Annotated in this window: 18 protein-coding genes and 1 pseudogene; 16 read left to right on the forward strand and 3 right to left on the reverse strand. The window is 44.2% G+C overall.

Going from position 1 to position 22,624, the window contains the following annotated elements; translation table 11 throughout:
* The first annotated feature begins 5 nt into the window (after positions 1–5).
* The 7 genes from OGM16_13020 to OGM16_13050 all read left to right on the forward strand — a co-directional run bounded on the left by OGM16_13020 (position 6) and on the right by OGM16_13050 (position 6,427).
* A complete protein-coding gene (locus tag OGM16_13020; GenBank protein ID UYJ45725.1) occupies positions 6–1,094 on the forward strand; it encodes an iron ABC transporter permease in 1,089 nt (362 codons plus the stop codon).
* Positions 1,094–1,993 (forward strand): ABC transporter ATP-binding protein, encoded by a 900-nt coding sequence (locus OGM16_13025; GenBank protein UYJ48461.1) that lies wholly within the window; start codon positions 1,094–1,096, stop codon positions 1,991–1,993. Before OGM16_13020 ends, OGM16_13025 begins: the two co-directional genes overlap by 1 nt.
* A 340-nt stretch (positions 1,994–2,333) precedes the next feature.
* Positions 2,334–2,528, forward strand: coding sequence for a sulfur carrier protein ThiS (gene thiS, locus OGM16_13030; protein UYJ45726.1), 195 nt, complete (start codon positions 2,334–2,336; stop codon positions 2,526–2,528).
* A 2-nt stretch (positions 2,529–2,530) separates the two neighbouring features.
* The gene (gene thiF, locus OGM16_13035) at positions 2,531–3,184 is read left to right on the forward strand and encodes a sulfur carrier protein ThiS adenylyltransferase ThiF (protein ID UYJ45727.1); all 654 of its coding nucleotides are present in this window, start codon (positions 2,531–2,533) and stop codon (positions 3,182–3,184) included.
* 87 nt (positions 3,185–3,271) lie between these two features.
* The gene (locus tag OGM16_13040; protein ID UYJ45728.1) at positions 3,272–4,036 is read left to right on the forward strand and encodes a thiazole synthase; all 765 of its coding nucleotides are present in this window, start codon (positions 3,272–3,274) and stop codon (positions 4,034–4,036) included.
* Positions 4,037–4,048: 12 nt separating this feature from the next.
* Positions 4,049–5,308, forward strand: coding sequence for a 2-iminoacetate synthase ThiH (thiH, locus tag OGM16_13045; GenBank protein UYJ45729.1), 1,260 nt, complete (start codon positions 4,049–4,051; stop codon positions 5,306–5,308).
* Between the two features lie 99 nt (positions 5,309–5,407).
* On the forward strand, positions 5,408–6,427 hold the full coding sequence (locus OGM16_13050; GenBank protein ID UYJ45730.1) for a hypothetical protein: 1,020 nt from the start codon (positions 5,408–5,410) through the stop codon (positions 6,425–6,427).
* A 5-nt stretch (positions 6,428–6,432) separates the two neighbouring features.
* Here OGM16_13050 and OGM16_13055 read toward each other — a convergent pair whose 3' ends face one another.
* Positions 6,433–7,464: a LacI family DNA-binding transcriptional regulator gene (locus OGM16_13055; protein UYJ45731.1), complete on the reverse strand. Its 1,032-nt coding sequence runs from the start codon at positions 7,462–7,464 to the stop codon at positions 6,433–6,435.
* Between the two features lie 645 nt (positions 7,465–8,109).
* On the opposite strand from OGM16_13055, the gene OGM16_13060 reads away from it, so the two are divergent.
* From OGM16_13060 to OGM16_13080, 5 genes are all read left to right on the forward strand, one after another.
* Positions 8,110–10,347: a PTS transporter subunit IIBC gene (locus OGM16_13060; protein UYJ45732.1), complete on the forward strand. Its 2,238-nt coding sequence runs from the start codon at positions 8,110–8,112 to the stop codon at positions 10,345–10,347.
* A gap of 39 nt (positions 10,348–10,386) precedes the next feature.
* Positions 10,387–11,235, forward strand: a complete 849-nt coding sequence (locus OGM16_13065; GenBank protein ID UYJ45733.1) for an endonuclease/exonuclease/phosphatase family protein — start codon at positions 10,387–10,389, stop codon at positions 11,233–11,235.
* 59 nt (positions 11,236–11,294) lie between these two features.
* On the forward strand, positions 11,295–12,797 hold the full coding sequence (malQ, locus tag OGM16_13070; GenBank protein UYJ45734.1) for a 4-alpha-glucanotransferase: 1,503 nt from the start codon (positions 11,295–11,297) through the stop codon (positions 12,795–12,797).
* A gap of 186 nt (positions 12,798–12,983) precedes the next feature.
* Entirely contained in the window at positions 12,984–14,507 is a 1,524-nt protein-coding gene (locus tag OGM16_13075; protein ID UYJ45735.1) for a 4Fe-4S dicluster domain-containing protein, read from the forward strand.
* A gap of 206 nt (positions 14,508–14,713) precedes the next feature.
* Positions 14,714–15,073, forward strand: coding sequence for an Hpt domain-containing protein (locus OGM16_13080; GenBank protein UYJ45736.1), 360 nt, complete (start codon positions 14,714–14,716; stop codon positions 15,071–15,073).
* 3 nt (positions 15,074–15,076) lie between these two features.
* Here the strand turns inward: OGM16_13080 and OGM16_13085 are convergent.
* Positions 15,077–15,283, reverse strand: a pseudogene (locus OGM16_13085) (HAMP domain-containing histidine kinase).
* A gap of 246 nt (positions 15,284–15,529) precedes the next feature.
* Here OGM16_13085 and OGM16_13090 point away from each other — a divergent pair.
* Complete coding sequence (locus OGM16_13090) at positions 15,530–16,348, forward strand: YihY/virulence factor BrkB family protein (GenBank protein ID UYJ45737.1); 819 nt, start codon at positions 15,530–15,532, stop codon at positions 16,346–16,348.
* A 122-nt stretch (positions 16,349–16,470) separates the two neighbouring features.
* Here the strand turns inward: OGM16_13090 and OGM16_13095 are convergent, their stop codons facing one another.
* Positions 16,471–17,349 carry a LysR family transcriptional regulator gene (locus OGM16_13095; protein ID UYJ45738.1) on the reverse strand — a complete coding sequence of 293 codons (879 nt, stop codon included), beginning with the start codon at positions 17,347–17,349 and terminating at the stop codon, positions 16,471–16,473.
* 164 nt (positions 17,350–17,513) lie between these two features.
* On the opposite strand from OGM16_13095, the gene OGM16_13100 reads away from it, so the two are divergent.
* From OGM16_13100 to OGM16_13110, 3 genes are all read left to right on the forward strand, one after another.
* Positions 17,514–19,292, forward strand: a complete 1,779-nt coding sequence (locus OGM16_13100) for an ABC transporter ATP-binding protein/permease (protein ID UYJ45739.1) — start codon at positions 17,514–17,516, stop codon at positions 19,290–19,292.
* The gene (locus OGM16_13105; protein ID UYJ45740.1) at positions 19,282–21,054 is read left to right on the forward strand and encodes an ABC transporter ATP-binding protein/permease; all 1,773 of its coding nucleotides are present in this window, start codon (positions 19,282–19,284) and stop codon (positions 21,052–21,054) included. The genes OGM16_13100 and OGM16_13105 overlap by 11 nt, the downstream gene beginning before the upstream one ends.
* 148 nt (positions 21,055–21,202) lie before the next feature.
* Entirely contained in the window at positions 21,203–22,549 is a 1,347-nt protein-coding gene (locus OGM16_13110) for a hemolysin family protein (protein UYJ45741.1), read from the forward strand.
* Positions 22,550–22,624 lie beyond the last annotated feature (75 nt).

Raw genomic sequence — 22,624 nt, forward strand, 5'->3', positions numbered from 1 at the left:
TGCACATGAGGGCGGATAATAACCAGGAAAAGAGAGATTTAGCAGGCGATTATCTGCGAAGAGCCAGGAGAAAGAACATTCTTCTGGCTGTTCTTTTATTAGCGCTGCTGGTGATGGCTGTATGGGCTGCCTGCCTGGGGGTGGCAAAGCTGACACCAGACCGTATAATCGTAACATGGCTTCCTTCTTTTACGGGAATGTTTAAAGGAGTGATGCCCTTAGATGCAAAAGAGCAGAACGTACTTCTTATGCTGCGTTTTCCAAGAATCGCGGCAGCTGTGATCGCAGGAGCCGGACTGGGGATTGCAGGAGCTGGTATGCAGGCTATTACAGGAAACCCTATGGCCAGTCCTTTTACAACAGGTCTTTCCAGTGCAGCAGCGTTTGGAGCGGCACTTATGATCCTGTTTGGCGGCTTTCCATTGTGGATGCAAAAGGGAGCTACTGTAGCGGCTGCTTTTGCCATGTCTGTGATCTGTGCCATTGTTGTTTATACAGTGGCGAGCTACAAACAGCTCCGTCCGGAAGCATTGGTACTGACAGGCATTGCTTTAAATTATCTGTTTAATGCCTTAAACTCCACTATGCAGTTTGTGGCAAATGAGCAGCAGCTTCCTGCTATTGTACACTGGTCCTTTGGAAGCCTTACAGCTGTAACATGGTCTGATATTGCCATTATGCTTTTCTTCTTTGCAGCAGCTTTTCCTGTATTTATGAGTCAGGCGTGGGCATTTAACCTGTTGGATGATGGGGGAGATGAAACTGCAAGAGCTTTAGGGGTTAATGTTAAACGCACCAGACTGCTTTGCGGTGGTGCAGTAACTTTACTTACAGCATCGGTAGTCAGTTTTACCGGCATTATTGGTTTTGTTGGTCTGGTAGCACCTCACATGGCACGTATGCTCATTGGAGGTGATTATCGTCATCTTCTTCCTTATTCTGCAGTAACAGGGGCATTTTTAGTACTGGCGGCAGATACACTGGGAAGAAACGCCTTTTCACCTACTACAGTGCCTGTGGGTATCGTTGTTTCCTATGTAGGTGTTCCATTATTTTTGTATCTTATCCTTCGTGAAAGGAGGAAGAGTTTGTGATGGAAGATAGAAGGGAAGCTGGATATGTGATCACAAATGGAAATCCCACTGGAACTGAAAGAAAAACTGAAAGCAAAACTGAAAATAAAATGGGAAATGTCAATGGATCAGGAATTGTAATGGGAACACCGGCAGATCTGGAAGTTTCCGGTATAAAATTCCATTACGGTAAAAGAGAAATCTTAAAAGGAACCGGTTTCCAGGCCAGACGTGGGGAAGTATGTCTGTTGTTAGGCGCCAATGGAGCAGGAAAGACCACCTTATTAAAATGCATCAACGGTCTTTTAAAAGCTTCTGACGGAACTGTAAAATGGCTGGGAAAAGACACAGCGCCTCTTTCTCTCAGAGAAAAAGCAAGGATCTTCGGATATGTTCCCCAGAACACACAGGCTGGCTTAAGCCTTACAGTTATGGAAACGGTTATTTCCGGCCGTCTTCCGTTTTCAAGGGGAAAAACAGGAAAAGAGGATGTGGAAAAAAGTGCCCAGGTGCTAGAGCAGTTTGGTCTGTCTGACTATGCTTTCAGGCAGATGGGACAGCTAAGCGGCGGCGAACGCCAGAGAATCCTCATCGCCAGGGCACTGGCAGGAGATCCCCAGGTACTTCTTTTAGACGAACCTACCAGCAGCCTGGATCTTCGCTATCAGTACGAGGTCATGGAATTTCTGGTAAAAGTAAGCCGGGAAAAGAACCTGGCAGTAGTAGCGGTGATCCATGATTTAAACCTGGCTCTTGATTTTGCGGACCGGGTGGCATTATTACACGATGGCCACGTACTGGCAGAAGGAGCAACAAAAGAAGTGATCACACCGGACCGGATCGAAAAAGCCTATGGGATACGGGCTGCGATCCATAACTTAGAAGACCGGTGGATCGTATTGCCGGAAAAATCGTCATAATAGTATAGAATATTGCGATATTTTATAATATTCAGAAAATTGTTGTTGAAAAAAATTCTAAGTTAGTGTAGTATTAAGAAAGCGGGCAATGGTCTCAGGATCATTCCTGTTTTGTGAATTGGGGGCACCACTTTTCACAAAATCAAAAGGCGCCGGAACATATTTTACGTGTATCCCGGCGATGAATCGAAGAATGTACAGAACGCTTGTGGATATAACATCCGCAGGCGTTTTTTTATGGGCAACAGTGGGAGAGTGTTTCTCATGGCGGCTCAAAAACAGCTTAAAAACGTCTGCACAGACAATAAAGAGGACATCATGTCAGAAAGGAGGCCCTATTTTGGTAACGGTCAACGGAGAAGAAAAAAATGCAGCTGGAAAAATAATATATGCATACCTTCTGGAAGAAGGATATGATACAAGCCGCGTGGTAGTGGAACAGAATTTAACGATCATTCCTCAGGATCAGCTTGAAAATACGATGATCAAAGAAGGCGACCAGCTTGAAATACTTTGTTTTGTAGGAGGAGGCTGAAAATGACAGACATACAGGAAAAAATGCAGGCCCTGATCAGGAGAGAAGAACTGGACCGGGCCTTTGATGCAAGATTTCCACGGGAAATGAAAGAAAAGTTCTCAAAAGCCCGTGTGGCAGTAGCCGGTCTTGGAGGCCTTGGGTCTAATATAGCGGTAATGCTTGCAAGGAGCGGGGTGGGACACCTGCTTTTAGTAGATTTTGATACAGTGGATGTGACCAATTTGAACCGGCAGATGTATATGATCCCACATCTGGGAAGACCAAAGGCAGAGGCATTGCCGGATATACTTTGCCAGATCAATCCTTATCTGGAATATACGTCCATTTGCATAAAAGTCACACCGGATAATGTAAAAGAATTATTCATGGCGTATCCTATTGTCTGTGAAGCATTTGACAAACCTGATCAGAAGGCCATGCTGGTAAGAGAGGTTTTAGGACAGTGCCCGGAAACCACCGTAGTATCCGGAAATGGAATGGCTGGTTTCGGTGATACAAACGATATACAGACCAGACAGATGATGAGACGCCTTTATGTGTGTGGAGACCAGAAAACCGATGTAGGAAACGGGATCGGTCTTATGGCTCCAAGAGTGGCAGCCTGTGCCGCACACCAGGCAAATAAGGTATTGCAGCTGATCTTGCAGTCATAAAAAAGAAGTCTGCACACAGAAGATAAGCAGAAAATAAACAGAAAAATACATAAATATATGCATATGTAAAAAAGAGAGGAAAACAACATGGAAGATAAACTGGTTCTTGGGGGAAAAGAATTTAACAGCCGTTTTATTTTAGGCTCCGGTAAATACAACATTAATCTGATCAAGGCTGCAGTAGAACAGGGCGGTGCAGAAATCATTACCCTGGCTTTAAGACGGGCAAATACCCAGGAAAAGGAAAACATTTTAGATCATATCCCGGAAGGAGTCACACTGCTTCCCAATACTTCCGGTGCCAGAAATGCAGAAGAAGCTGTACGCATAGCCAGACTGAGCCGTGCCATGGGCTGCGGGGATTTTGTAAAAGTTGAGATCATGCGGGATACAAAATACCTGTTCCCGGATAATTATGAAACTGTAAAAGCGACAGAGATCCTTGCAAAAGAGGGTTTTATTGTTCTGCCATATATGAACCCGGACTTAAATGTGGCAAGAGATCTGCAAAGTGCAGGTGCAGCAGCAGTTATGCCCCTGGCAGCCCCTATCGGAAGTAACAAGGGACTGGCAACCAAAGCCATGATCCAGGTGCTGATCGATGAGATCGACCTGCCTATCATCGTAGACGCAGGTATCGGCAAACCTTCCCAGGCCTGTGAGGCAATGGAAATGGGTGCTGCGGCAGTTATGGCAAATACTGCTATTGCAACAGCCGGGGATGTGCCTGCCATGGCAAATGCTTTTAAGCTGGCTATTGAAGCAGGAAGAAAAGCTTACCTTACAGGAATGGGAAGAGTCCTGGCAAGAGGCGGCAGTGCATCTGATCCGCTTACAGGATTTTTACGTTAGGAGGCGGCAGACATGAACGAAGAAAACCAGGTTTATTTTGTGGACAGTGACAAGCTGCCGGAAGAAGCATTAAAACGGAAACATCGCTTGGAGCAGGATCCTACGTTCCGCACAAACCATATGGAATATATGGAAGGAATGGAAGTGATCCAGTCTGACATCAAGGATAAAGTGGAAGCGGCCATGAAAGCTTTTGATTATGATGCCTATACAGCATCAGATGTAGAGCGGGCGCTGTCCCATGAAACATGTTCCATTGAAGATTTTAAGGCACTTTTATCCCCGGCAGCAGCACCTTATCTGGAAGCCATGGCAAGAAAGGCAGAGGAGATCACGAAAAACCATTTTGGGAATACTGTATATATTTTTACTCCTATTTACATTGCCAATTACTGCCAGAATTACTGTATTTACTGCGGTTTTAACTGCTATAATAACATCCGCAGAAAGAAGCTGACCACTGAAGAAATCGAGCATGAGATGCAGGTGATCGCAAAGACCGGTATGGAAGAGATACTGATCCTCACAGGAGAAAGCCGGGCTTATTCTGATGTAAAATATATTGGAGAAGCAGTAAAGATCGCCAGAAAATATTTCCGCAATATCGGTATTGAGATCTATCCTGTGAATGTGGATGAATATAAATATCTCCATGAATGTGGTGTGGATTATGTGACTGTATTCCAGGAGACTTATAATACAGATAAGTATGAAACACTGCATCTTATGGGACATAAACGTGTGTGGCCATACCGTTTTGATGCCCAGGAGCGGGCTCTTATGGGCGGCATGAGAGGCGCAGGTTTTTCTGCACTGTTAGGTCTGGATGATTTCAGGAAGGATGCTTTGGCAACGGCTCTTCACGTGTATTATATTAACCGGAAATACCCTTACGCTGAGTTGTCCTTAAGCTGCCCAAGACTGCGTCCGATCGTTAATAATGACAAGATCAACCCAAGAGATGTAGGGGAAAAAGAGCTTTGCCAGGTTCTCTGCGCATACCGTATTTTCCTGCCATTTGCAGGCATCACTGTTTCCAGCCGGGAGAGCGCTGCTTTCAGAAATGGTATTACCAAGATCTGTGCAACAAAGGTATCTGCCGGTGTATCTACAGGCATTGGAGATCATGAGGAGAAATACGAGGGTAAGGAAGATGCAGACGTAGGAGATGAGCAGTTTGAGATCAACGACGGCCGCTCCTTTGCCAGCATGTATGAAGATATGGAAAAAGGCGGTCTGCAGCCGGTGTTAAATGATTATATTTATGTATAATTGTAAAGACTGTGACTGAAATTGTAATAGAAAAGTAATAAGGAGGTGTGCTATACTGAAATCAGGTTGAAATACATCTGGATGTAAAGGAGGAGTTCCATGAAGAAAACGGGAAAGCTTTTGGCAGCTCTTATTACGGCGCTTAGTCTTGCAATGCCTGTAAATGTATGGGCGGATACAAAGATCAGCAGTATTTCACTGAAGATCGATTCTTCTATTGAGGCAGGTGACAGCAGCAATGATGTGGAAGTGACTACTTCCTCAAGATATTGCAGTGTGGACGATGTAGAGGTTACAAATGAGCCATCTGACGAGTGGAAGAATGGCGCAAGACCAAAGATCAAAGTTACATTATCTTCAGACAGGGATGCTTATTTTGGTACAGGTATCAACAAGAGTGATATTTCAGTCAGCGGAAATGATGCCAATGTGACATCAGTCAGCCGATCTGGTAAATATGAGCTGACAGTCAGCCTTACACTGGAAAAGCTGGAACGTGACTCCGATGATTATGAGCTGGATGTAACAGAACTGAACTGGGATGATTATGACGGCACCGCCAGCTGGGAAGAGCCGGAAGATGCAAAGCGCTATGAGGTACGTCTCTACAGGGATGGCAGCAGCATTTCTTCTGCCATCTCCACCACAGATACCAGTTATAACTTTGCCAGCTATTTTACAAGAAGCGGCGATTACACCTTTAAGGTGCGTGCTATTTACAATTCTTCCAATAAAGGTGACTGGGAAGAGTCTGATGAATTAAGCGTTTCTTCCAGCGAGGCAAGAGATATCCGTGACAATGGAAGATCCTCCGGAAATACACCATCCAATTCCGTAAACAATGATGGAGGCCCTGGAGATACAAACAGCAGCCAGGGCGCATGGCTTAAAAATGATGTGGGCTGGTGGTACTGCAACGCAGACCGCAGTTATCCGGTGAACCAGTGGCAGTACATCAACAATTACTGGTATTTCTTCAATGCATCCGGCTATATGGTAACCGGCTGGGTACAGTGGAACAACGTATGGTATTACTGCTGTGACAGCGGTGAGATGCTTACCAATACCCGCACACCAGATGGTTATTATGTAGATGGGAACGGGGCATGGATCCAGTAAAAAATTTATAATATGTTGTTTTTTGGCGGACAGCAGCTGTCCCTCTCTACCATATGGTGAGGCACCAGGATCTTGGTAGCAGGAAGACTGGGATCTTCAATATGGTTGATCATCTGGGCAGCAGCTTCTGATCCCAGCTGGAAGGAGTTGATATCTACCGAAGTAAGCTGGGGAGAGGTAAGCCTTGCAAATAAAGAGTTATTAAAAGATACAATGGAAAGATCCTGTGGTATGGAAAGCCCCATTTCAAGGCAGACACGTTCCAGGGTTACAGCCAGGATATCATCACTGACTACAACAGCAGTGGGACGGTCTGGTATAGAGAGAAGACAGCGTAAAGGTGCGCTGTCTTTTTCTGATGCAGCCATTTCTACACAGTAATCCGTTCTTGGAAGGATATTATGCTGCAAAAGGGCAGTCTGATAACCGCTTTTGCGGTCAGCAGAGAAGATCATGGATGTGTCAGTTCCAATGTAGCCGATCCGCCTGTGACCCATCTGGTATAGATATTCAGTGGCTTCCTGAGATGCCAGAAGGTTATCATTATCAATGTAGATAGTCTGGTTTGCATGGGCATAGGCTTTTCCCACCAGCACATAAAGAAAGCCTTCATTATAGAGAAAATCGGCAATAGGGTCATCCTGACGGGAATACAGGACAATAAACCCATCTACCTGGCCGCTGCGAGCCATGGTCTTTATCACCTGAAGGATCTCTTCTTCGCTTTCACCTGTGATCACTGTATTAATATACTGCCGCTTGTTGCACAGCTGGCTGACCCCGCGGATAGCTTCCAGATAAAATGGGTTTTCGTATGCTTCTTTGGCAGAAACGGGCAGAATGATCCCGATGGTGCGGGAATTTTTGGAAGCCAGGTTGCTGGCCTGAAAATTGGGTTCATATCCTAATTGTGCCATGGCACGGCGTACTTTTTCTTTTGTTTCTTCGCTTATAGATGGATTGTTTTTGCAGGTTCTGGATACAGTAGAAGAAGATACACCTGCAAGAGCTGCTACGTCTTTTATAGTAACTGCCATGATAAAACCTCCTGGGTTCAGTAAAAATCGTATGGTATCATTGTAAAAGAGAATGAAATCTGTGTCAATGATAATTGTGCAAACACAATGCAAAAGTTGCATGAATAGTTACTGTACATGGTAGGCACTTTTGGAACCGAAAGTGCCGTACGATAACGTAGTGGTAGCGGGAATTTGCCGTATTTAAATGCGAAGCCACGGCAAATTCCGTTACTGGTCATGCAACGCATGAACAGTAACCATGAATATATTGCGAAATATAAGCACTACCATTTAAAATAATTAAACACTTGAAAATATGCACAAAATGCAACATGATAAATTGTGCAAAAGATAGAAAACCTAAAAAATATATAAAATACACTTGAAAATACAATGCAAATTTATTATATTTAGTGCAAGCGGTTGCACAATATTGCAGAAACATGAGACGGGGCACAAAAAGAAAGCAGGCCGTAATGTCCTCCCGGAGTCTTTCCTGTATCTGCCTTTGTGGCCGATTTTCCGCCAGTCGCACCCGAATTTCAGAGGCGGACGCAACGCCAACGCCTCAGAAATTTGGGCACAACTGACAAAAAATCTTCTCACAAAATCAGACACAGAAAGATTCCGAGAGAACATCGATATAAAAGGAGGTTGCAGTTTATGAGCAGAAATGAAGAAGGTAAGAAAATCCTGTTCCTGTCACCGCTGACAGGAAGGTCAGTATCGTTGGAAGAAGTTCCAGATCCGGTCTTTTCACAGAAGATCATAGGAGACGGAATGGCTGTCATTCCATCAGATGGCAGAATCGTAAGTCCGGTGGATGCACAGGTAGTATCTGTAGCAGACACAGCTCACGCGTATGGTTTGAAAACAGAAGATGGTATAGAACTTCTGATCCATGCAGGTCTTGAAACAGTATCATTAAAAGGGGAGTGTTTTAAGGTACATGTAAAGCAGGGGGATACTGTAAAAGCAGGAGATGTGCTTGCAGAGATGGATCTCAAATTCCTAGAAGAAAGAAAGCTTAATCCCATTACACCGGTTCTGATCTGTGGCGGAATGGAAGGAAAAATACTGGTAAAGAGCCAGCCAGGACAGGTAGAAGCCGGAAAGAGTGAACTTTTGACAGTGGCAGCAAAGCCAGAAGAAGCAAAAGCGCAGGAATCAGAAAGAACAGAATCAGAAAGAACAGAGGCAGAAAGAACAGAAGAGAACCAGAAAGCAGTATCAGAGTCAGAGCAGGAAAAGAAAAAGCTGTCCATCAACTTTGACTTTTTACAGAAGCTGGGAAAAGTACTGATGGCAGTTATCGCAGTTATGCCTGCAGCAGGTCTGATGATCAGTATTGGAAAGCTGGTCCAGATGACAGGAGCCGATATGAGTATGATCTTCACGGTGGGAAGCACTATGGAGAGCATTGGTTGGGCCATCATCAATAACCTGCATATTCTTTTTGCAGTAGCTATCGGTGGTTCCTGGGCAAAGGAGAGAGCCGGCGGCGCCTTTGCAGCAGTGATCGCATTTATCCTGATCAATGTAATTACAGGAGCGTTGTTTGGAATTACTTCTGACATGCTGGCAGATCCGGAGGCAGTTACCCATACACTGTTTGGAAAAGAAATCCTTGTAAATGGTTACTTTACATCTGTTTTAGGTGCCCCGGCATTAAATATGGGTGTATTTGTAGGTATCATATCCGGTTTCGTAGGAGGCATTATTTATAATAAGTATTATAACTACAGGAAACTTCCAGATGCACTGGCATTTTTCAATGGAAAACGTTTTGTACCTATGGTAGTGATCCTCTGGTCTGTGATCATTTCCGCTGTTTTAGCTGTTGTATGGCCGGTGATCCAGGGCGGTATCAATGCATTTGGTGTATGGATCGCAGGTTCTTCCACAACATCACCGGTGCTGGCACCATTTATCTATGGTACTTTGGAACGTCTGCTCCTGCCATTCGGACTTCATCATATGCTGACTATTCCTATGAATTATACCTCCTTTGGCGGTACTTATGAGATCATGACAGGTGTAAATGCAGGAAGCAAGGTGTTTGGACAGGATCCGTTATGGCTTGCATGGGTGAATGACCTGATCAACTTCAAAAATGCAGGAGACATGGCTGCATATACAAATCTTCTTACAACAGTTACACCGGCCCGTTTTAAAGTTGGACAGATGATCGGTGCTACCGGACTTATCTCAGGTATTGCCCTTGCAATGTATAAGAGAGTAGATCCAGATAAAAGAGATAAATACAGATCCATGTTTTTATCCACTGTACTTGCTGTATTTTTAACAGGTGTAACAGAACCACTGGAATTCATGTTTATGTTCTGTGCACTGCCATTGTATCTGGTTTATGCAGTACTTCAGGGCTGTGCATTTGCAATGGCTGGTATCATCCATCTGCGTCTTCACTCTTTTGGAAACCTGGAATTTTTCACCCGTATCCCAATGTCTGTGAAAGCAGGGCTGACAGGGGATCTGATCAATTTCGTGATCTGTGTGATCGCATTTTTTGTGATCGGATATGCAGTTGCTTATTTTATGATCGGCAAGTTCCATTTTGCAACACCGGGACGTCTTGGAAATTATACAGATGACGGGGCAGAAGAGGAAGAAAATAACAGCACAGGAAAAGGCGGCAGCCCAAAGAAGGATTCCCAGGCAGAACGGATCATCGCTCTTTTAGGCGGCAGGGAAAATATTGTTTTAGTAGATGCCTGCATGACAAGACTTCGTGTAACAGTAAAAGATGTAGATAAGGTTGCGGAGCTTCCGGCATGGAAAGCAGAGGGAGCTTTAGGGCTTTTAAAGAAGGATAAAGGGATCCAGGCAGTTTATGGACCAAAGGCAGATGTGCTGAAATCAGATATTAATGACATCTTATAAATGTTTTTTGGAATTGCTCTGATATAGAAAGGCAGAAAAATGAAGATCCTTACGTTAAATACACACAGTCTGGCAGAAGAAAATGCTACAGAAAAAATGCAGCTGTTTTCCGGTATCATAGAACAGGAACAGCCGGAGATCATGGCATTTCAGGAAGTAAACCAGACCATGGCAGAACCATTTATAAATGAAAAAGAAGTCTCTGGTTATCAGCCGGTAAATGGTTATGAAGGGAAAATGCGCCGGGATAACTATGCAGCTTCTCTGGTAGATGAGTTAAGAAAAAAAGGCCTTTTTTATTACTGGACATGGATTCCGGTAAAAGTGGGATATGATAAATATGATGAAGGAATGGCAATATTTTCCCAAAATCCCATTCATTCTTCCTGTGTATTTAATTTAAGTAATACAAATGATTACTATAACTGGAAAACCAGAAAAGCTTTAGGCATACACACAGAAAAGGGTTGGTTTTTTACAGTACATATGGGCTGGTGGAAAGATGAAGAAGAACCTTTTAAGGCCCAGTGGGAATCTTTTTCAGAAAATATCCGGAAATTAACAGATAAAAAAGAGACATCCCTGTGGGTCATGGGAGATTTTAACAGTCCTGCTTCTGTAAGGGGAGAAGGCTACGATCTTGTAAGTGGAAGTGGCTGGAAAGATACATGGAAGCTTGCAAAAAAGAAAGAGGAAGGCTTTACAGCACCGCCAAAGATCGATGGTTGGAAGGAAGCAGACCAAACATCGCCTAAGCAGGGAATGCGCATCGACTACATCTGGCATTGGGGAGATATTAATATAGAAGAATCCCGCATTTTATGTAACGGAAAAAGAGAACCGGTGGTTTCAGATCATTATGCAGTTATGATAGAAACCGGTAAATAATCCGGTAAATATTGATGATGCAGGTGCCAAATAATTATTTGAAAGAGAGTGTAAATACAGTGAAGAGAACAGCAGGAATACTTTTATCCATATCCAGTCTGCCGTCAAAATACGGCATCGGCTGTTTTTCAAAAAACGCCTATGAATTTGCCGATTGGCTAAAAGAGGCAGGACAAAGCTACTGGCAGATCCTTCCTTTAGGGCCGACCAGTTATGGGGATTCTCCTTATCAGTCATTTTCTACCTATGCAGGAAATCCTTACTTTATCAGCTTAGAAGATCTGATCGAAGAAGGTGTTTTAACAGAAAAGGAATGTGAAAAGCTGGAAACAGAGTCTGAAGAGGGGACGATCGATTACAAAAAACTGTATGAGGGCAGGTATCCCATTTTACGAAAAGCGTATGAACGCAGCAATATCAGCAAAAACCCGGATTATCAGCAGTTCCTTGCAGAAAATGAATGGTGGCTTTCAGACTATGCTCTCTTTGTGGCAGTGAAAGACAGGTATGAGGGAAGACCATGGACTGAGTGGGCAGAAGATATCCGCCTTCGCTATGGTTATGCCATGGATTATTACCGGGAAGAACTGTATTTCGACATAGAATTCCAGAAATACCTGCAGTTTACATTTTATAAACAGTGGAATAAATTAAAGGCTTATGTAAATAGTCTTGGGATCCGTATGATCGGGGATATTCCTATTTACGTGGCTATGGACAGCGCAGATGCCTGGGCAAATCCTTCTTTATTTCAGTTAGATGAAAAAAATGTACCGTATGCAGTAGCAGGCTGTCCGCCGGATGGATTCTCTGCTACAGGCCAGCTTTGGGGAAATCCTCTCTACCGCTGGGAATATCACAGGCAGACAGGTTATGAATGGTGGCTGCAGCGTCTTTCTCATTGCTTTAAGTTGTATGATGCAGTGCGCATCGACCATTTCAGAGGTTTTGACCAGTATTATTCCATTCCATATGGAGCGGAAACTGCCATCACAGGCCACTGGGAACAGGGACCGGGGATCGATCTTTTTAACCGGGTGCGCCAGGTGCTGGGAGAAAAAGAAGTCATTGCAGAAGATCTTGGCTATGTAACGGATTCTGTGAGAAAACTGGTCCATGACAGCGGATTTCCGGGAATGAAGGTACTGGAATTTGCCTTTGATTCCAGGGATTCCGGCTGTGCCAGTGATTACCTGCCCCATAACTATCCGGAGAATTCCGTGGCTTATACAGGAACCCATGATAATGAAACGCTGGCAGGCTGGTTTGACAGCATTACAGAAGAAGAGCAGGAACTGGTACGAGATTATCTGTGCGATCATTACACACCAAAGAAATATTTATACAGGTCTTTAAACAGTCTGGTGATGCGTTCCAAGGCAGCTCTTTGCGTGATCCCCATGCAGGATCATCTGGGGCTGGATAACCGTTATCGTATGAACAAGCCTTCTACTGTAGGAGAAAACTGGAAATGGCGTCTGAAAAAAGGAGATCTGACGGATCAGTTAAAAGCAGAGATCCGTGGTATGACCCGCAGATATGGACGTTTAAATGGTCAATAGCCTGCAATTCGTTTGTTTTTTAACAGAAACATAAGCTATTGAGAAAGAAAATCACTTGCAATGTATTTCGTATATGCGTATAATAAAAACAGAAACAGCCCGAATGAGCTGTTTCTGTTATGTTAATAAAACTTTTTTGATCTATATGCAACTGTTAAAAAAATCACAACAAAGAGGAGAAAACCAATGAGAGGAGTAGAAACCCGTATTCAGGAGATCCGTCACAGAATCTTCAGAGAAGTAGCCCGTATGGCTTATCATACTGAATGGCCTGTAGACAAGCGTATTGAGGAACTTCCATATAAGATCATTCCGGGAGAAGTTGGAAACTTCCGTAATGATGTATTCTTAGAGAGAGCTATTGTAGGAGAGAGACTGCGCCTGGCAATGGGACTTCCGTGCCGTAATGCATCTGAGCATGCGCCAGTTTCTGATAATATCGAAGCAGCAGACAAAGCAGAGACCTACTATACACCACCTCTGATCAATGTTATTAAATTTGCCTGTAATGCCTGCAGGGAGAAAAGAGTCCTTGTAACAGATGGATGTCAGGGATGTTTAGCCCATCCTTGTGTGGAAGTCTGTCCAAAGGGAGCTGTTTCCCTGGACCGTACTACAGGACGCTCCCACATTGATGAAGATAAATGTATCAAGTGCGGTAAGTGTGCAACTGTATGTTCCTACAATGCCATTATCGTTCAGCAGAGACCGTGTGCAGCAGCCTGCGGTATGGATGCTATTTCTTCTGATGAAAATGGAAAAGCAGATATTGACTATGATAAGTGCGTATCCTGCGGACAGTGTCTTGTAAACTGCCCATTTGGCGCTATTGCAGATAAGTCACAGATCTTCCAGACCATCCGTGCTATCCAGTCTGGTGAACGTGTATACGCAGCAGTAGCTCCTGCATTCGTAGGCCAGTTCGGACCAAAGGTAACTCCTGGAAAACTGAGAGCAGCTATGAAGAAATTAGGATTTGCCGATGTCTTTGAAGTAGCGATCGGTGCTGACCTTTGTGCAGCCCAGGAAGCACAGGACTTCTTAGATGAAGTACCGGAGAAGATTCCATTTATGGCAACCTCCTGCTGTCCTGCATGGTCTGTAATGGCAAAGAAGGTATATCCAAAGCATGCAAACTGCATCTCCATGGCACTGACTCCTATGACACTGACTGCAAGACTGATCAAGAAGCAGCATGAATCCGCAAAGGTTGTATTTATCGGACCATGTGCAGCAAAGAAACTGGAAGCAATGCGCACCAGTATCCGAAGCGACGTGGATTTCGTACTGACCTTTGAGGAAATGGCCGGAATCTTTGATGCGAAGCATGTGGATATTGAAAATATTGAAGAAGATCCAAACGGTGTCAACGATGCTTCCACAGACGGAAGAAACTTTGCTGTTGCAGGTGGTGTAGCAACCTCTGTTAAGGATGTTTTAAAAGAACTTAGACCGGATATGGAAGTCAAGATCGCCAATGCAGAAGGCTTAAAAGAGTGCCGTCAGCTGTTAAAGCTTGCAACCTTAGGCAAATATGACGGTTATCTGTTAGAGGGAATGGCATGTCCAGGCGGTTGTGTAGCCGGCGCAGGAACCATGCAGCCTGTAAAGAAATCCCAGGCAGCTGTCAATATTTACGCTTCCAAGGCAAACCATAAAAACTGTCATGAAACGGAATATGTAAAAGAGCTAGACAAATTGGTGGATTGATGTTGTTTTAAATTACATTTTCCATTATAATAATAAGTGATTTTGGTAATTCAAAACACTGCTTTTCTCATGGTTATGAAAGAATGCCTGTGTTCAGGCTTCGTTTACCAGAAGGGGAGCAGTGTTTTTTGTATTCCGGTTTGGGAGCATAAAACATACAAATGGATAAAAAACAGTGCATCTGTTTACGAAAGAGGAGAGAAGTCATGAGTTTAAAAGAGTGTTATGAGAAAATGGGAGCCGATTATGAGGATGTATTATCCAGGTTAAGAAGTGAAGGGCTGGTACGCAAGTTTGCTGTTAAGTTTCTGGATGATGACAGCTATGCAGCTTTAAAAGATGCCATGGCCGCCGGAAACGCCCTGGAAGCATTCCGCGGCGCCCATACATTAAAAGGTGTGGCACAGAATCTGGGATTTGGCCCCCTTTACAAGGCGGCTGCACAGGTGACAGAGGTTTTAAGGCCGTCTGAAAACAGTTCCGGTGATATGGAAAAAGCAACTGAACTGATGCCTGCAGTAGATGAAGAATATGCACGTACCATAGCTGCTATTAAAGAACTTTAAAATTTACAGGTTTACAGGAAGCCTGACTGTAAAGGAAGATTTAAGGTCTGGTGTGCTGGTCACTTTAATGGTGCCACCACAGAGACTGAGGATCTTTTTTACTAATGCCAGACCAAGGCCGTTGCCTTCCATACTGCGGCTGCCTTCGGCCTGGTAAAATTTGTCAAACATATGTTTTTGCACCTCTTCAGTCATGCCAATGCCGGTATTTGTTCGTCCAGGGTGGATAGAGAGGAAAAAGTGGCGCCGGATAGGGCGTTGAACTTGAAAGATATTTATGTTAAAATGCAGGCATGTGTATTTTGTGCCTGCATTTTTGAACCTGTGACCCGCTAAAAACATGGTAAAAACCATGGCTTTCCAGAAATTTGGGCACAACTGACAAAAAATCTTCCCACAAAATCAAGCACAGAAAGATTCCGCGAGAACATGTTTAAAAATAGGAGGTTCTGGCCCATGGTACGTCTCATTCTTATTGGAAAACGTATTTACAATAAATTTTCAGAAGATGAGATGACAGTGTACGCGGCTCAGGTCTCTTTTTTTGTGATCCTTTCTGTTGTTCCCTTTCTGATGCTGCTTCTTACGGCGGTCCAGATGATACCGGGGATCTCAAAAGCAGACTTTTTAGAGATCGCCATGGACATTGTACCGGCTGAATACAGATCTCTGGCATTTCGTGTAGTAAATGACCTGATGCTAAAATCACCGGCAACTATGATCTCTGCTACGGCTGTAACAGCCCTCTGGTCTGCAGGGCGAGGTATGTTCAGCGTAGCAAGAGGTTTAAACCGGGTCAATGGAAAAGGGAGAAAACACTGGTATGTGTTTAACCGCCTGATCTACTGTGGTTACACCATTCTTTTTATTGCAGTGTGCATTCTGTCTATGGGCCTTCTTGTGTTTGGACGAACGCTTCAAAGCTTTATCCAGAGTCATTTTCCGCTGATCGCACCTATTACCGGCTATGTGATTCAGATGCGCCAGCTATGGGGCTTTGGCATGCTTCTTATTTTCTTTCTGGGGATCTACTGCCTGGTCCCGGACCGGAAAGAAAACGTCAAAGCTGCTTTGCCGGGGGCTGTATTTTCCACAGCTGGCTGGATGCTTTTTTCTCTTGCATTTTCCATGTATTTCAATTTTACAGGTGGGAAAAACTATTCTTATATGTATGGCAGTCTTGCAGCTATCGCGTTGTCATTTTTGTGGTTTTATATCTGTATATGCATCCTGTTTATGGGAGCGGAATTGAACTGGTTTTGGGATGAGATATAGTGGGTGTCCTTGCACATCGGATTGCTACGTGCTTTGCACTCTCGCAATCCTAAAAACATTCGTAATCCGCTCATTTTTCTTTGAAAAATGGCTGCTTACTCATGTTTTTGCGGGTTTCAAGGTCAAAAATCCTTGTTTGCAAAGTATTCCGGGAAAAAATGGAAAAACTCTTTGGATACACGGCTGACCATGCCATGTTTTCTGGCAATGAGTGCGATCTGGCTGATGACCCCCTGGTCTGACAGGGGGATTTTTAATAAGTCCTCGCCTCCTGATCTTGCCATAGAAGAAGGTACAAGAGCGATCCCTGCGCCGCACTGGGCCCAGGTCATGCTGGTCCTGGCATCATCATTGATACAAAGGTAATCAGGAGCAGTACCGGGAAAACAGTGACTGATAAAAGGTTCCCATCTGCGGTATACAATAAGGGGACAGGAAGCCAGGGAAGCTACAGAGATGGAAGCAGCTGCCGGGTCTGGGAAAAATTCAGGTTTTCCCACTGCCATCATTGGTTCTGCCTCTAAAAAGTGGCACTGATAAGATTCTGTAGGAAGAGGAGTCCTTACTACTGCAACTTCAATAAGACCGGAATTAATCTGGTCCATCAGCTCGTATGTATTTCCTTCACTGATGCGTAAAGTCACCTCCGGGTGGAGACTGACAAAAGAGGAGAGCGCCCGGATCAGTCTGGGAGTCTGCACAGATGAGATCATACCCATATGCAGCGGCCCTCTTAATCCCTGGCCCATCTGCTGCAGTTCATCAGATACCGCGGTAGTCAGATGCAGGATGTGCAAAGCCTTTTCATAGAAAACTTTTCCGGCTTCCGTGAGAAAAATGCTCCGGGAACCCCGCTCAAAAAGCACCACACCCAGTTCATCTTCTAGCAGCTTCATCTGGGCACTTAAAGGCGGCTGGGAGATATGCAGGGATTTGGCAGCCGCGGAAATATTTCCCTCATTTACAATAGCTATAAAATATTCCATTTGTTTCAGATTCATAACAGCCCCCCCTTTTTTTTACAAATTCTGCAAAATGTTTATAAAAAATATCTATAGGATAAACATATAATTTCTATATTAAATCAATATTTTAAATATAGGTTTTCATGTGCTATAATACCAGACAGTTAAATAAAATACAATATTTTTAGGAGAAATGCATTATGAAGCGATTACTCAGTTATATGGGTGCCTACAAGAAGGAGAGCATACTGGGGCCGCTGTTTAAGATGCTGGAGGCCAGCTTCGAGCTGTTTGTGCCTTTAGTAGTGGCAAGTATGGTAGACGTAGGTATTGCAAACAGAAGTGTATCTTATGTGGTGCGCATGGGAGGTCTTCTTTTGCTCCTTGCAGCTATTGGACTGACCTGTTCCCTGACAGCCCAGTATTTTGCAGCCAAGGCAGCCACGGGAACAGCCACTGCATTGCGGAATAACCTGTTTTCCCATATTGGGACTCTGTCTTATACGGAGATCGATACCATAGGAACCTCTACGCTGATCACACGGATGACCAGTGACATCAACCAGGTGCAGAACGGCATTAATATGACCTTGCGCCTGCTGCTTCGTTCCCCATTTGTGGTATTTGGCTCCATGATCATGGCATTTACCGTAGATGCTCATACAGCTATGGTATTTGCAGTGACTATTCCTGTATTGTGCGTTGTAGTATTTGGCATCATGCTTGTAAGTATGCCGTTATACCAGTCTGTGCAGAGGCAGCTGGATAAAGTGCTTCTGACTACAAGGGAAAATCTCATGGGCGTACGTGTGATCCGTGCTTTTAACCGCCAGGAAAATGAGCGTGAGAAGTTTGAAGAAGAAAATGGCAGCCTGGTAAAAATGCAGGTATTTGTAGGAAAGATATCTGCACTGTTAAACCCTGTTACGTATGTGATCATTAATATTGCTACTGTAGCTGTGATCTGGGTAGGTGCCACAAGAGTAGATGCCGGTATCATCAGTCAGGGTAAAGTCATTGCTCTTGTAAATTATATGGCCCAGATCCTGGTAGAACTGATCAAAATGGCAAACCTGATCATCCTGATCTCCAAGGCAGTTGCCTGTATGAGACGTGTGGACAGCGTATTTGAGATCAAGAGCAGCATTGAGGAAAAAACTCATGAGATAAAAACTCGTGGCGCAAAAAGCATGGAAGATACCACAGAAAAAGTCAGTGCTGAAACTGCAAAAGTGGAATTTGACCATGTAAACTTTGCTTATGCAGGTGCAAAATCTGATTCCATTACAGATATTTCTTTTAAGGCAATGAAAGGACAGACGATTGGCGTGATCGGCGGTACAGGTTCCGGCAAGTCTACGCTGGTAAATCTGATCCCAAGATTTTATGACGTAAGAGAAGGAACTGTTCTTATTGATGGAAAAGATGTAAGAGACTTATCCCTTACAGATCTAAGACATGCTATTGGCGTGGTACCCCAGAGAGCTGTCCTCTTTAAAGGCACGCTCCGTGATAACATGCGCTGGGGCAAGGAAGATGCTTCTGATGAAGAGATCTGGCATGCACTGGATGTTGCCCAGGCAAGAGATTTTGTTGAAGCAAAAGGAGAAGGACTTGACCTGGTGATCGACCAGGGCGGCCATAACTTATCCGGTGGCCAGCGCCAGCGTCTTACTATTGCAAGGGCACTGGTGAGAGATCCGCAGATCCTGATCATGGACGACAGCGCATCTGCTCTTGACTTTGCAACAGATGCAAGACTGAGAAAGGCCATCCGGGAAAATACAAAGGATATGACTGTATTTATCGTTTCCCAGAGAGCAACTACCATCCGCAATGCAGATACCATTCTGGTGCTGGATGATGGAAAGCTGGCAGGTATGGGCAGTCATAAGCAGCTCTTGAAGGAATGCGATGTTTACAGGGAAATCTGCCTGTCACAGCTGTCAAAAGAGGAGGTGGAACGGGATGAGCAGTAAAAAGCCGAAAATGAGCCGGGATAAGAGCATTGAGACATTAAAAAGAGTCCTTGATTATATTGCTGCTTACAAATGGGCAGTATGTTTATCCCTTTTGTTAGCATTAGTAACAGTTGCATTTACTCTTTATATCCCTATCCTTACAGGCAAAGCAGTGGATGAGACCGTAAGTCAGGGAAATGTGGATTTTGCAGCCCTGATAAACATTATTAAAAAGATCATCATGGCAATGGCAGCTACCGCCATCAGCCAGTGGCTTATGAACCATATCAACAACATTATCACCTACAGAGTGGTAAAAGATATCCGTACAAAAGCCTTCGGACATCTGGAAGTCCTTCCTTTAAGTTATATTGACTCCCATCCTTCTGGTGATATCATCAGCCGTATTATTGCAGATATCGATCAGTTTTCTGAAGGCCTGCTAATGGGTTTTACCCAGTTTTTTACAGGAGTGATGACCATTCTTGGAACCTTGCTTTTTATGGTTTCCATTAACCCGCTGATCACACTGGTAGTTGTAGTTTTAACGCCTGTTTCCCTGTTTGTTGCAAGCTTTATTGCCAAAAAGACATATGTTATGTTTAAACATCAGTCTGAAACAAGAGGTGAGCTGACTACACTGACTGATGAAATGCTTGGAAATATGAAGGTGGTCCAGGCTTTTGGATATCAGAAAGAAGCAGAAGAACGTTTCCATAAGATCAACAACAAGCTGGCCGGATACAGTCTGCGTGCTACTTTCTTTTCATCCATTACCAACCCGGCTACCCGTTTTGTAAACAGCCTGGTCTATGCAGCTGTTGGTATTACCGGTGCTTATGCAGTTATCAGGGGTTTTATGACCGTTGGACAGCTTACCAGCTTTTTAAGCTATGCAAACCAGTACACAAAGCCATTTAACGAGATCTCCGGCGTTGTAACAGAACTTCAGAATGCCCTCGCATCTGCAGCCAGAGTATTTGAACTGATCGATGAAAAGACTATTCTGGAAGATAAGAAAGATGCCACAGTCCTTGAAAATGTAAAGGGACAGGTGGAGATCGAACATGTAAATTTCTCTTATACACCGGACAGACCTTTGATCGAAGATCTGAACCTTTCTGTAAAGCCTGGTGAGAGAGTAGCCATTGTAGGGCCTACTGGCTGTGGAAAGACCACAGTGATCAACCTCCTTATGCGGTTCTATGATGTAAATCCCGGTTCTATTAAGGTAGAGGGAAAAGACATCCGTGACGTTACCAGAAAAAGTCTTCGCACCAGCTATGGCATGGTGCTTCAGGAGACCTGGCTGAAATCAGGAACTATCCGTGACAACATTGCATACGGAAGACCGGAGGCAACAGAAGAAGAGATCGTAAGTGCAGCAAAGGAAGCCCATGCCCACAGCTTTATCATGCGAATGCCTCAGGGCTATGATACTGTGATCAGTGAGGACGGCGGAAACCTGTCCCAGGGCCAGAAGCAGCTTTTGTGCATAGCCAGAGTTATGCTCTGCTTGCCGCCGATGCTGATCTTAGATGAGGCAACATCCTCTATTGATACCCGTACTGAGATCCGTGTTCAGAAAGCCTTTGCCAAGATGATGGAAGGAAGGACCAGCTTTATTGTTGCCCATCGTCTTTCTACTATCCGCGAGGCAGATATGATCCTTGTTATGCGCGACGGGCATATTGTAGAAAAAGGAAAGCACGAAGAGCTGCTGGCAAAGAACGGCTTTTATGCTGAGATCTATAACAGCCAGTTTACAGCTGTAGGATAAAAGAAATGTTAAATTTATAAAGAAACTTATAAAGCCAGTCCCTTTTTGAGAAAATAGGGGCTGACTTTTTTCGTGACTGTCTGTATAATAAAGTCTAAATGATAATAATACGGATGATGATCCACATCCCAAAGGAGGAATTTTTATTATGGAAACCGATCCGCAACCGGCCAGTATTTTCACACAGCTTCTTATTCTTCTGGTACTTACTCTTATAAGAGGATATTTTGCAGGAGCAGAGATGGCTGTGGCATCTGTAAACAAAAACAAGATCCACAGGTTAAAGGAACAGGGAAATACAAAAGCAGCCCTGATCGAGCACCTGATGGAAGGCTCAACAGCATTTTTATCTGCGATCCAGTTGATAGTCACACTGGCCGGTTTTCTTTCCAGTGCGGCAGCAGCAACAGGGATTTCAGAAATATTAGCTGTAAAGATGAACCAATGGGGCATACCTGGCAGCAGGATCGCTGCACTGGTACTTGTTACCATTATCCTTGTTTATGTAAATCTGGTATTCGGAGAACTGATCCCTAAGAGAATAGCATTGCAGAATGCAGAAAAATTCAGCTTATCCTGCATTGGCCTGGTCTATTTTGCATCCTGCGTGGTAAAGCCTTTTGTAGGTCTTTTAAATGTTTCCACCAGTGGGATCTTAAAGCTTTTCGGTATGCATCATGAAGATCTGGAAAGTGATGTTTCAGAGGAGGAGATCAAATCCCTTCTGGAAACGGGAAGCGAGACTGGTGTATTTAATGAGATCGAGAAAGAGATGATCACTTCGATCTTCTCATTTGATGATAAAAAAGCAAAAGAAGTCATGGTGCCAAGACAGGATATGGTAGCCATTAACATTGATGAACCGGTGGATTCTTATCTGGATGATATCCTCCAGTCCATGCATTCCAAGATCCCGGTATATCAGGAAGATATTGATAATATCATCGGTATCCTTTCTACGAAAGCGCTGACGATCGAAGCAAGAAAGAAATCTTTTGAAGATCTGGATATCCGCTCTCTTTTAACACCTGCCTATTTTGTTCCAGAAAACAGGCGAACAGATGCTCTTTTCAGGGAAATGCAGCAGAAGAAGGAAAAACTGGCCATACTGATCGATGAATACGGCGGAGTATCCGGCATGGTCACATTAGAGGACCTGATCGAGGTGATCGTCGGGGACATCCACGAAGAGTATGAAGAAGTAGAACCTGAGATCATTGAACAGGAACCAGGACATGTATACAGCCTTTCCGGAAGTATAGCATTATCGGACCTGAAAGAAGAATTCCATCTGGATGTGGACAGCGTATACGATACTTTATCCGGTTATCTCATAGAGGCTCTGGGATATATCCCAACTGAAAAGGCACTTCCTCTTACTGTAACCACCCCGGAAGCGGATTACGAGATCCTGAAAATGGATGACCGTGTGATCGGCCGGGTGAAAATGACACTGAAAGAAGCACAAGCCCCGGAAACCGGGGATGCAACATAAGATCCAAGCAGTCCTGCTTTACCATGGGGACTGCTTTTTTGCTGCCATACATTCGGAAAAGGCTGACAGCGGCTT

Source organism: Lachnospiraceae bacterium (genome assembly GCA_025758065.1).
Classification (GTDB): Bacteria; Bacillota; Clostridia; order Lachnospirales; family Lachnospiraceae; genus Enterocloster.